This window comes from Roseicyclus amphidinii (assembly GCF_030163755.1).
Classification (GTDB): domain Bacteria; phylum Pseudomonadota; class Alphaproteobacteria; order Rhodobacterales; family Rhodobacteraceae; genus Roseicyclus; species Roseicyclus amphidinii.
Genome location: NZ_JASJOE010000083.1, coordinates 1 through 11076, shown reverse-complemented (window position 1 = coordinate 11076; position 11076 = coordinate 1). Strand labels below are relative to the sequence as shown.

The following is an 11076-nucleotide window of genomic DNA, read 5'->3' as shown; positions in this document are numbered from 1 at the left end:
CCGCATCCGGGCCGGTCACCGCCGCCACAGCCTCGGCCGCCCCCAGCCCGCCCGCCATGCGCGCCAGCACATCCTCGCCCCAAAGCGTCGAGGGCGCGGTGCCCTGGCTCGCCGACATCCCCGATTCGGCCCCGCCCCGCAGCACCCAGCCGCCGACGCACAGGCTGCCCGTGGCCGCCGCACCGCCCAATCGGCCTGTTTTTTCATCAATTGCGAGGATCGAAATGGTCACGCCGGGGCCTCCGTTCTATCGGTCTTGCATTTATCATGATAATTTGGCCTCATCCAATTCATAGTGAAAAATTATCGGCATCCCGCAGGATGCCCGCCCGACAGGAGAGGACAAGACATCATGAGACTTCTCGACATGACCCGCCGCGCGGTGCTGGCCTCCGGCACGGCGCTGGCGCTGGCACTCGCCGCCCCGCTCGCGGCCCAGACACCCCCCGGCGTCCTCGTCGTGGGCCAGGTGGCCGAGCCGCAGGCGCTCGACCCCCATGCCGTGACCGCGGTCAACGACTTCCGCATCCTGATGAACGTCTATGACGGTCTCGTCCGCTACGCCTCGGGCACGCTCGAGGTGGAACCGGCGCTGGCGACCGATTGGACCATCTCGGACGACGGCACCGTCTATACCTTCACGCTCCGCGACGGCGTGAATTTCCACGACGGCACCCCCTTCAACGCCGAGGCCGTGGTCTTCAACTTCGAGCGGATGCTGAACGAGGATCACCCCTACCACGACACCGGCCCCTTCCCGCTGTCCTTCTTCTTCTCCTCCATCGAGAGCGTCGAGGCCGTGGACGACCTGACCGTCCGCTTCACGCTGAACGCGCCCTATGCGCCCTTCCTGTCGAACCTCGCCTATCCCACCGGCCTCATCGTCTCGCCCGCCGCGGTGATGGAGCATGGGCAGGATTTCGGGCGCAACCCGTCCGGCACCGGTGCCTTCACCTTCACCGAATGGCGCTCGAACGAGGCTGTCGTGATCGAAGCCAACCCCGACTACTGGGACGGCGCGCCCTCGCTCGACGCGGTCATCTTCCGCCCGATCACCGACGCCAACACCCGCGTGGCCGAGATGCTCTCGGGCGGCATCGACCTGATGGTCGAAGTTCCCCCGGTGGCTCTGTCGGAATTCGAAGGCGACGATTTCCGCATCGTCGAACAGGCAGGCCCCCATGTCTGGTTCCTGATCCTCAACATGCGCGAAGGGCCCTTCACCGAGCAGGCCGTGCGGCAGGCCGCGAATTACGCGATCAACAAGACCGCGCTGGTCGAGGATGTCCTCGAAGGCACCGCAGATGTCGCCGCGGGCCCCACGCCCCCCGCCTTCGCATGGGCCTATAACGAGGCGCTGGAACCCTATCCCTACGACCCCGACCGCGCCCGCGCCCTGCTGGCCGAGGCGGGGATGGAAAACCCCGAGATCACCTTCTACGTGACCGAGGGCGGATCGGGCATGCTCGACCCCGTCGCCATGGGCACCGCCATCCAGGCCGATCTCGAGGCCGTGGGCTTCGACGTCACCATCGAGACCTACGAGTGGAACACCTTCCTCGGCCGCGTGAACCCCGGCCTCGAGGGGGAAGCCGACGCCGCGCAAATGGCGTGGATGACGAACGACCCCGACACGCTCCCCTATCTCGCGCTGCGCACCGAAGCCTGGCCGGAACAGGGCGGCTTCAACTCGGGCTACTACTCCAACCCGACCGTCGACGCCCTGCTGGAAGAGGCCCGCACCTCGACCGACCAGGACCGCCGCGCCGAGCTTTACCGCGAGATGCAGGTCATCGTGCAGGAAGACGCCCCGTGGGTCTTCGTCGCCAACTGGGTGCAGAACGCCGTAACCTCGGACGCGGTCGAGAACTTCGCGCTCGAACCCTCCTTCTTCCTGCTCCTCGATGACGTGGTGAAGAACTGAAACCGACCCGCGCGGCGGGGGCAGGGGCCCTTGCCGCGCGGGTGCATCGCGTATGCACGGGGTGTGCACGGGGTGTGTATGCCCTGTGCATGCCCCGTTTTTCCGGGTAGCACACCCCAAGGCCCGCCATGACCCGCTACATCCTCCGCCGCCTGATCTCGGCCATCCCGGTGCTGTTCGGCATCTCCGTCATCGTCTTTGCGATCATGGCGCTGATCCCCGGCGACCCGGCCACCGCCATCCTCGGCAGCTTCGCCACGCCCGAGAACGTGGCCCGGCTGAACGAGGATCTGGGTCTCGATAAGCCCCTGATCCAGCAATATTTTATCTGGCTCGGCAACATGCTTCAGGGCGATTTCGGGCGGAGTTTCAACCTCAACCGTCCCGTGCTGGACGAGGTGCTGGAACGCTTCAACGCCACGCTGGTGCTCGCCGGAACCAGCTTCGTGCTGTGTTCGGTGCTGGGCATCGTCGCCGGCGTGGTCTCGGCGGCGAACCAGTATGGCCCCGCCGACAAGGCCATCACCTTCGTCGTTTTGCTAGGGATATCAATACCTTCCTTCTTTCTCGGCATGATGATGATCCTCACCTTCGCCGTGAACCTGCGCCTCTTCCCGGCCTCGGGCATGTGGCCCATCTTCGGCGACCGCGACCTTTGGGCCTTGCTCCGCCACCTCACCCTCCCGGCCCTCGCCCTCTCGGTCGTGGCGACAGGCGTGATCGCGCGCCTCGCCCGCTCCGCCATGCTCGAGGTTCTAAGGCAGGATTTCATCCGCACCGCGCGGGCAAAAGGTGTTCCGGAACGGGGGGTTATCTGGCGCCACGCGCTGCGCGCGGCGATGGTGTCCATCATCCCCGTCCTCGGCATCCAGGCCGGTTTCGTCCTCTCGGGCGCGGTCTATATCGAGGTCGTCTTCCAATGGCCCGGCATCGGCCGGATGCTGGTCGACGCCATCCTCCGCCGCGACATCCTGCTGGTGCAAGGTGGCGTCGTCTTCGTCGCGGCCTGCTACGTCTTCTTCAACATCGTCGTGGACGTGGCCCAATCCCTCCTCGACCCGAGGATCAAAACATGAGCTTTCTCAAGCTCTTGGCGCGCAATCGCCTCGCCCTTGGCGGGTTGGTCGTGATGGGGATCGTCGTTCTTCTGGCGCTCCTCACCCCCATTCTGCCGCTCAAGCCGCCCAACATCACCGACACCGGCAACCGCTTCCTGCCGCCCTTCTCCGACGGCGCGCTTCTCGGCACCGACCACCTCGGCCGCGACCTTCTCAGTCGCCTGATGTGGGGCACCCGCCTGTCGCTTGCCGTCGGCTTCGCCGCCGCCCTTGTCGCGGCCAGTATCGGGGCCGCCATCGGCATCGTCGCGGGCTACTATGGCGGGCGCACCGACAACGTGATCATGCGCGGCGTCGACATGCTCATGGCCTTTCCCTACATCCTTCTGGCGCTCGCCATCGTGGCCGCCCTCGGCCCCGGCCTGATGAATGCGCTGATCGCGGTGGCCGCCGTCAACATCCCGTTTTTTGCGCGCAATATCAGGGGGATAACGGTGGGCATCGCGCATAAGGAATTCGTCGATGCGGCCCGTCTGTCCGGCATGTCGGACGCAAGGATCATCCTGACCGAGATCCTGCCCAACGTCGTTCCCGTCATCGTCATCGCCATGTCCACGACCGTGGGCTGGATGATCCTCGAGACCGCGGGCCTGTCGTTCCTCGGCCTCGGCTCGCAGCCCCCCGTCGCCGATCTCGGCTCCATGCTGGGCGAGGCGCGCTCGGCGCTGATCACCAACCCCCACAGCTCCATCGTGCCGGGCGTGATGATCCTGATCATCGTCATGGCGATCAACCTGCTCGGCGACGGCATCCGCGACGCGCTCGATCCGCGGCTGAAATCGGGCGCGCTGAACCGCCCGCTTCCCGCCACGCTGGTCGCCCCCACGCGCCAGCCCGAGAGCCAGCAGAACGAGGGCATCCTGACGCTCGACAACCTGCAGACGCAGTTCCACGTCAAAGACCGCGTCTATCGCGCCGTGGGCGGCGTGACGCTTTCGGTTAAGCCCGGTGAATGCCTTGGGATCATTGGAGAATCCGGTTCGGGAAAATCCGTCACCGCGCTGTCGGTCATGGGCCTTGTCGCCTCGCCCCCCGGGCTGATCACGGGCGGGTCCGTGCATTACCGGGGCGAGGATCTGGTCGGCGCGCCCTATCGCAAGCTGCGGACGCTCAGGGGGCGCGAGGTCGCCTATATCTTCCAGGACCCGCTCGCCACGCTGCACCCGCTTTACCGCGTGGGCGACCAGTTGATCGAGGCGATCCGCGTTCACCGCGCGATCTCCCGCGAGGAAGGCCGCAAGAAGGCCATCGAGCTGCTCGAGGCCGTCCGCATCCCCAACGCCGCCTCCCGCGTGAACGATTACCCGCACGAGATGTCGGGCGGCATGCGCCAGCGCGTCGGCATCGCCATGGCGCTGGCCAATGATCCCGAGGTCATCATCGCCGACGAACCCACGACCGCGCTGGACGTGACCGTGCAGGCGCAGATCCTGTCGTTGCTCGACGACCTGCGCCGCGAGCGGGGGCTGGCTATCGTCTTCATAACGCACGACTTTGGCGTCGTGGGTCAGCTCTGCGACCGGGTCGCGGTGATGTATGCCGGCCGCATCGTGGAGGAGGGGCCGACGCGCGCCATCCTCGACGCGCCGCGCCACCCCTACACCGCGGGGCTCATGGCTTGCGTGCCGGAACTGGGCGGCGGCAGGCGCAGGCTGGAGGCCATCCCCGGCCTGCCGCCCGCGGTCGATGACCTCCCGCCTGGCTGCGCCTTTGCCCCCCGTTGCGACCGGGCGACCGAGGCCTGCCGCGCAGGCGAGATCACGCTCGACCGCGCGGGCGACCGCGCCCTGCGCTGCATCCATCCCGTCGAGCCACAGGAGGCCGCCCGATGACCACGCCCGCGCTGCGCCTCGAAGGCCTGTCGAAGACCTTTCCCCTAGGTCGAACCCTCTTCGGCCCCGAGCGCCCCGGCGTGCGCGCGGTCCACCCGGTCACGCTGGACGTGATGCCGGGTGAAACCCTTGGGATCGTGGGCGAATCCGGCTGCGGCAAGTCCACGCTGGCGCGGATGCTGGTGGGGCTCCTGGAGCCCACCACCGGCACGATCGAGATCGAGGGCGCGGCGCTGGACAATGCCGATCCGGCGGTCTTCGGCAAGCGCATCCAGTATGTCTTCCAGGACCCGATCAGCAGCCTGAACCCCCGCAAGACGATCCGGCAGATCATGGACGCGCCGCTGAAACTGCTGCACGGCATGGACGCCGCGCAGCGTCGCGCCCGGATCGCCGAGATCTTCGAAACCGTCTCCTTGCGCGAAGAGTTCCTCGACCGCTACCCGCACGAGTTCTCCGGCGGGCAGGCGCAGCGCATCGGCATCGCCCGCGCACTCGCCGCCGAAGCACGCATCCTGATCCTTGATGAGCCCGTCTCGGCGCTCGACGTGTCGGTGCAGGCGCAGGTGCTGAACCTGTTGGCCGATCTCAAGGCGCGGCTTGGCCTGACCTATCTCTTCATCTCGCATGACCTGGCGGTGGTCGAGGCCGTGTCGGACCGCATCGCGGTGCTGTATTTCGGATCGGTGGTCGAACTGGGCCGGGCCGAGGATATCTTCCGCGCGCCGCGCCATCCCTACACCAAGCTTCTGGCCGACAGCGCCCCCGTGGTGGGCCGCCCGCTGACCGCGCCCGAGGCGAAGGAGACCGAGCTTCCCGACCCGCTGAACCCGCCCACCGGCTGCGCCTTCCGCGCGCGCTGTCCGCGGGCCAGCGAGCGCTGCGCCGCCGAGGTGCCGATGCTGGCCGAGGACGCCAAGGGACAGGCCGCCGCCTGTTTCCACCCGCTCGGCGGGTGACGCGCCCTCTGGTCATGGCGCGCGACCGGCCCTAGGTTCTCGCGCGTCGGGGGGAGGGGTCGTCGTGAAAACAGATGTCGTCATCATAGGGGGCGGGCCGTCCGGCCTGCTCTTGTCGCAGCTTCTGAACCGGGCGGGCGTGGAAACCGTGGTGCTGGAACGCAGCCCGCGCGAGCGCGTGTTGAGCCGCATCCGCGCGGGCGTGCTCGAGGCGGGCACGGTCGAGATGCTGCAAAAGGCCGGCGCGGGCGAGCGCATGCTGCGCGAGGGGCACCCTCACGAGGGCTGCATCTTCAGCGACGGCGATTTGATGGTGCGCATCGACTTTGGCGCGCTGACCGGCAAGACGGTCATGGTCTATGGCCAGACCGAGGTTACGGCCGACCTTTACGCCGCGCAGGATGCGATGGGGGCGACGATCCTGCACGAGGTCTCGGAGGTGGCGATCCGCGACGCCGACAGCGATGCGCCCTTTGTCGAGTTCACGCATGACGGCGCGCGGAAGCGCATCGACTGTGCCTATGTGGCGGGCTGCGACGGGTTTCACGGCGTCAGCCGCAGGACCATCCCCGAGAGCGTCCGGCGCGAGTATGAACGCGTCTATCCCTTCGGTTGGCTGGGGCTTCTGTCGCGCACGCCGCCCGCCCATGACGAACTGATCTACGCCAATTCCGCCAATGGCTTCGCGCTGGCCTCGATGCGCAACCCGATGCTGAGCCGCTATTACGTGCAGGTCCCCCTGTCGGACCGGGTCGAGGATTGGTCGGATGACCGGTTCTGGGAGCGGCTGAAATCCTGCCTTCCCGGCGAGGTGGCCGAGACGCTGGTCACCGGTCCGTCGATCGAGAAATCCATCGCGCCGCTGCGCTCCTTCGTGAGCGAGCCGTTGCGCTGGGGTCGTTTGTTCCTGGTGGGGGATGCCGCGCATATCGTGCCGCCCACGGGGGCCAAGGGCCTGAACCTGGCGGTGTCGGACGTGTTCTACCTGCACCGGGCGCTGATCGACGCGGTCAGGCACGGCGAGACCGCCGGCATCGACAGTTATTCCGAGCGCGCGCTCAGGCGCATCTGGAAGGCGATGCGCTTTTCCTGGTCGATGACGATGATGGTTCACCGCTTCGACGGCGAGGACAGTTTCGCCGCCGAGATGCGCCGCGCGACGCTGTTGCACCTGTCGCAATCGGAAACCGCGCGGCGGGACCTGGCCGAGAATTACATCGGCCTGCCGTTCTGAGCGTTCCATTGCGGGCATTGGCGTGGCAGAACGGGGCAGGGGAGACGACAGGATGACAGACCGACACGCCAAGGGCACCGAGGTGCGCCGCGCCGTTCTGGGCGACGCACATGTCGACCGGGCCGAGGCCGCGGCAAGCCCGCTCGATGCGCCGTTCCAGCGGCTGATCACCGAAGCGGCCTGGGGCACCGTCTGGGCCTCGGACGCGCTGACGCGGCGGGAACGCTCGATGGTGACGCTGGCGCTTCTGGCGGGGCTGGGCAATCACGAGGAACTGGAGCTGCACCTGCGCGCCACAGCGCGGACCGGGGCCAGCGCCGAGGACGTGATGGAGGTGTTCCAGCATGTCGCCATCTACGCCGGCGTGCCGCGCGCGAACTCTGCCATAAGAATTGCCAAGCGTATTTTCGCGGAGATGGAGGATAACGAATGACCACGGGCCGCCTGATCCCGCGCCGCCGCGACGCGCACCCGGTGCCGCGGTATGCCGATTACAAGACCTCGGTCACCCGCTCGCCCACCCTGCCGCTCCTGTCGCTGGAGTCCACGCCCTCCGAGGAAACCGGCCCGCGCTTCGGCCACGGCCTGATCGGCCCGCTCGACAACGACCTGATCCGCAACTTCAGCGGGGGCGAGGGGCTGGCCATCGGCGAGCGCATCCGCGTCCATGGCCGGGTGCTGGACGAGAACGGGCGGCCCGTGCCGCACACGCTTGTCGAGATCTGGCAGGCCAACGCGGGCGGGCGCTACCGCCATGTGAAGGACGGGTATTTCGCCCCGCTCGACCCGAATTTCGGCGGCTGCGGCCGGACCCTGACCGATGAGCATGGCGTCTACGAGTTCATGACCGTGCGCCCCGGCGCATACCCCTGGCCCAACCGGGGCAATGACTGGCGGCCGATGCATATCCATGTCTCGGTCTTCGGCCATGCCTTCGGCCAGCGGCTCATCACCCAGATGTATTTCGAAGGCGATCCCCTGATCGACCGTTGCCCCATCGCCGCCACCGTGCGCGACCGCGCGCAGCTCGACCGGTTGGTCGCGCCGCTCGACATCGGGGCGAGCCGTCCGATGGATTACCTTGCCTACCGCTTCGACATCGTGCTGCGCGGGCGGCGTCAGACGATGTTCGAGAACCGCCTCGAAGGGATGTGAGCCATGGTGCAACCGCTTGAAACCCTGACGGAAACCGCCAGCCAGACGGCGGGCCCCTACGTCCATATCGGCTGCATCCCCAGCTTTGCCGGGCTGCCCGGCGTCTATCCCGAGGATCTTGGCCTGTCGCCCTTTTCCGAAGGGGCCGCGGGTGAGGTGGTGACCATCACCGGCGCGGTGCTGGACGGGATGGGCGCGCCGCTCCGTGACGCGATGATCGAAAGCTGGCAGGCCGATGCCGCGGGCCGCTACCCCGGCACGCCGGGCGCGGACCCGCTTGTCAGCGGCTTCTGCCGCTTCGCCGCCGACAAGGACACGGGCGAGTTCACGCTGCGCACCATCCGCCCCGGCGCGGTCACCGGCCATGACGGGCGCGCTATGGCGCCGCATGTTTCGCTCTGGATCGTGGCGCGGGGGATCAACATCGGGCTGCACACGCGGCTCTATTTCGAGGATGCCGACAACGCCTCCGACCCGCTTCTGTCGCGCATCGACCCGCCCGCCCGCGCGCAGACGCTGATCGCGCAGCGCACGGCGCCCGGTGCCTACCGTTTCGACATCCGCCTGCAGGGCGCGGGCGAAACCGTTTTCCTGGATATCTGACACATGACCGACCCTGTCCTTATCGCCGGTGGCGGCATCGGCGGCCTGAGCCTTGCGCTGACCCTGCACCAGATCGGGGTCGAGGCCCGCGTGATCGAGGCCGCGCGCGAGATGAAGCCGCTGGGCGTGGGCGTCAACCTGCAACCCAACGCCGTGCGCGAGCTCTACGACATGGGGCTGGGCGAAGGCGTGCTGGGGGCCGTCGGCCTTCCGGCGCGGGAATGGGCGCTGGTGGGGCTGAACGGGCGCGAGGTCTATGCCGAGCCGCGCGGCACGCTGGCGGGCTACCGCTGGCCGCAATACGCGGTTCATCGCGGCGCGTTCCACATGGCGCTTTACGAGGCCGCGCGCGACCGGCTGGGCGCGGATGCGATCACGCTGGGCGCGCGGGTGACCGGCTACGCGCAGGACGCCGAGGGCGTCATGGCCGAGCTGAGCCATGCCGACGGCAGCCGCTCCGAGCTGCGCGGCGCGCTTCTGGTCGGGGCGGACGGCATCCATTCGGGTGTCCGCGCGCAGATGCACCCCGACGACCCCGGCGTGCAATGGGGCGGCGCGATCATGTGGCGCGGCACGGTGCGCGCGAAACCGTTGCGCACCGGCGCGTCCTTCGTGGGCCTCGGCACGCATCGGCACCGGATGGTGATCTACCCGATCTCGGAACCCGATGCGCAGGGTATGGCGCTGATCAACTGGATTGCCGAGGTCACGGTCGATCCCTCCCACGGCTGGCAGCAGGACGGGTGGTTCCGCTCCGTCGCGCTGGAGGAGTTCATCCATCATTTCGAGGGCTTCCGCTACGACTGGCTCGATGTGCCCGAGATGCTGGCGCAGGCCGATTGCGCCTACGAGAACCCGATGATCGACCGCGAACCGCTGCCGACCTGGGTCGAGGGACGCGTGGCCCTGATGGGGGATGCGGCGCATGCGATGTATCCCACCGGCTCGAACGGGGCGAGCCAGGCGATCGTGGATGCCCGCACCATCGGTGCCATGATGCTGGACCATGGCGTGACGCCCGCGGCGCTGGCGGCCTATGACGCGAAGCTCTGCGCGCCGGTCTCGGCGGTGCAGACGCGCAATCGGGGGGCGGGGCCCTTTGGCCTTCTGAACCTGCTCGACGAACGCTGCGGGGGCGTGTTCGAGGATATCGACGCGGTGATCCCGCCCGAGGAGCGCGCCGCCTTCATGGCGGGCTACAAGGCCGCCGCGGGCTTCGCCATGGAAGCGCTGAACGCAGCGCCGCCGACCATCGCGCCGGGCGCGCGGGTGGCCTAAAGCCCCTCGGCCCCGAGCGTCAGCGCCACGCGGTCGCCCGCGAACCAGGTGCGGCCGAACTCCACCGGCTGCCCCTCGGCGTCCACGTTCACGGCCACCGTGCGCAGGATCGCGGCCCCCGCGGGCAGCTGCAGCTGCGCGGCCAGCGTGGGCGTCGCGGGTTTCGCCGTGATCTCGGTCGAGGCACGGGTGTAATCGGCCAGCCCATGCGCGGCGAAGCCCGCGGTGACCGACTGGCTGTCGGCCAGCGCCTCCAGCATCCGCGGGAAGCGCGCGGCGGGAAAAACCGACCGGAAGAGCGCGATGGGCGTGCCATCGGCAAGGCTCAGGCCCTCGTAGACATGCACCTGCGCGCCGGCCTCGAGCCGCAGCGCCTGTGCTTCCTCGGCATTCGCGCCGCGGGTCTCGAGCAGCAGGATACGCTTGTCGGGCACGCGCCCTGCGGCAAGCAGGTTCTGGTGAAACCGCACGCGGCGGCCCAACGGGTAGGCAGTGGGCCGGTGACGCACGTAGACGCCCGCGCCGCGGCGCGCGTGGACCGTGCCCGCCTCGGCCAGGTCGGCCAGCGCGCGGCGCACCGTGTGGCGGTTCACGCCGAAGCGGTCCGACAGCTGCGCCTCGGTCGGCAGGCGGTCGCCGGGGGCGTAATGCCCGCGGGCGATCTCTTCGGCGATATGGTCCCGGATCGAGGTCCAGAGCGGGGAGCGGCCCATCGGTGTCACCAAAACTTCATGGGCGCGGATCTTGCGGTGCCGCGGCCCGTGTGAGAAAAGAGTTGTATAGTTGTATAAATAAATGGACAACTCCGCAAGATGTCTGTCACCGACACCAAGACCCACCCAGCGACCGAGGCCCGCCGCGCGCGGTTGTCCACGCTGGCCAAGGCCCCCGCCGAGCGTCTGCGCGCGCTCTGGGCCACCCATGCGCCCGAGCCGCCTGCCCACGAGGTGCTGCGCGCGCCCGAGATCGGAAG

11 protein-coding genes are annotated in these 11076 nt (G+C 68.3%); 9 read left to right on the top strand and 2 right to left on the bottom strand.

Annotation, left to right across the window (positions count from 1 at the left end):
* Window positions 1-232, bottom strand: a 232-nt coding sequence (locus QQK83_RS17495) for a DUF1028 domain-containing protein (protein WP_284266457.1), incomplete at its 3' end; no start/stop codon positions are given.
* A gap of 120 nt (window positions 233-352) precedes the next feature.
* On the opposite strand from QQK83_RS17495, the gene QQK83_RS17490 reads away from it, so the two are divergent.
* The 9 genes from QQK83_RS17490 (at window position 353) to QQK83_RS17450 (ending at window position 10103) form a co-directional block, all read left to right on the top strand.
* Complete coding sequence (locus QQK83_RS17490) at window positions 353-1924, top strand: ABC transporter substrate-binding protein (RefSeq protein WP_284266455.1); 1572 nt, start codon at window positions 353-355, stop codon at window positions 1922-1924.
* A gap of 128 nt (window positions 1925-2052) precedes the next feature.
* On the top strand, window positions 2053-3000 hold the full coding sequence (locus QQK83_RS17485) for an ABC transporter permease (protein ID WP_284266452.1): 948 nt from the start codon (window positions 2053-2055) through the stop codon (window positions 2998-3000).
* A complete protein-coding gene (locus QQK83_RS17480; RefSeq protein WP_284266450.1) occupies window positions 2997-4874 on the top strand; it encodes a dipeptide/oligopeptide/nickel ABC transporter permease/ATP-binding protein in 1878 nt (625 codons plus the stop codon). The genes QQK83_RS17485 and QQK83_RS17480 overlap by 4 nt, the downstream gene beginning before the upstream one ends.
* Window positions 4871-5833 carry an ABC transporter ATP-binding protein gene (locus QQK83_RS17475; protein WP_284266448.1) on the top strand — a complete coding sequence of 321 codons (963 nt, stop codon included), beginning with the start codon at window positions 4871-4873 and terminating at the stop codon, window positions 5831-5833. Before QQK83_RS17480 ends, QQK83_RS17475 begins: the two co-directional genes overlap by 4 nt.
* 64 nt (window positions 5834-5897) lie before the next feature.
* Window positions 5898-7067, top strand: coding sequence for a 4-hydroxybenzoate 3-monooxygenase (gene pobA, locus QQK83_RS17470; RefSeq protein WP_284266446.1), 1170 nt, complete (start codon window positions 5898-5900; stop codon window positions 7065-7067).
* 52 nt (window positions 7068-7119) lie between these two features.
* Window positions 7120-7500 (top strand): 4-carboxymuconolactone decarboxylase, encoded by a 381-nt coding sequence (gene pcaC, locus QQK83_RS17465; RefSeq protein WP_284266444.1) that lies wholly within the window; start codon window positions 7120-7122, stop codon window positions 7498-7500.
* The gene (gene pcaH / locus QQK83_RS17460) at window positions 7497-8222 is read left to right on the top strand and encodes a protocatechuate 3,4-dioxygenase subunit beta (protein WP_284266441.1); all 726 of its coding nucleotides are present in this window, start codon (window positions 7497-7499) and stop codon (window positions 8220-8222) included. Before pcaC ends, pcaH begins: the two co-directional genes overlap by 4 nt.
* A gap of 3 nt (window positions 8223-8225) precedes the next feature.
* Complete coding sequence (gene pcaG / locus QQK83_RS17455) at window positions 8226-8825, top strand: protocatechuate 3,4-dioxygenase subunit alpha (RefSeq protein ID WP_284266439.1); 600 nt, start codon at window positions 8226-8228, stop codon at window positions 8823-8825.
* A 3-nt stretch (window positions 8826-8828) separates the two neighbouring features.
* Complete coding sequence (locus tag QQK83_RS17450; RefSeq protein ID WP_284266437.1) at window positions 8829-10103, top strand: flavin-dependent oxidoreductase; 1275 nt, start codon at window positions 8829-8831, stop codon at window positions 10101-10103.
* Here the strand turns inward: QQK83_RS17450 and phnF are convergent.
* A complete protein-coding gene (phnF, locus tag QQK83_RS17445) occupies window positions 10100-10816 on the bottom strand; it encodes a phosphonate metabolism transcriptional regulator PhnF (protein WP_284266436.1) in 717 nt (238 codons plus the stop codon). The genes QQK83_RS17450 and phnF overlap by 4 nt on opposite strands.
* Between the last annotated feature and the right edge of the window lie 260 nt (window positions 10817-11076).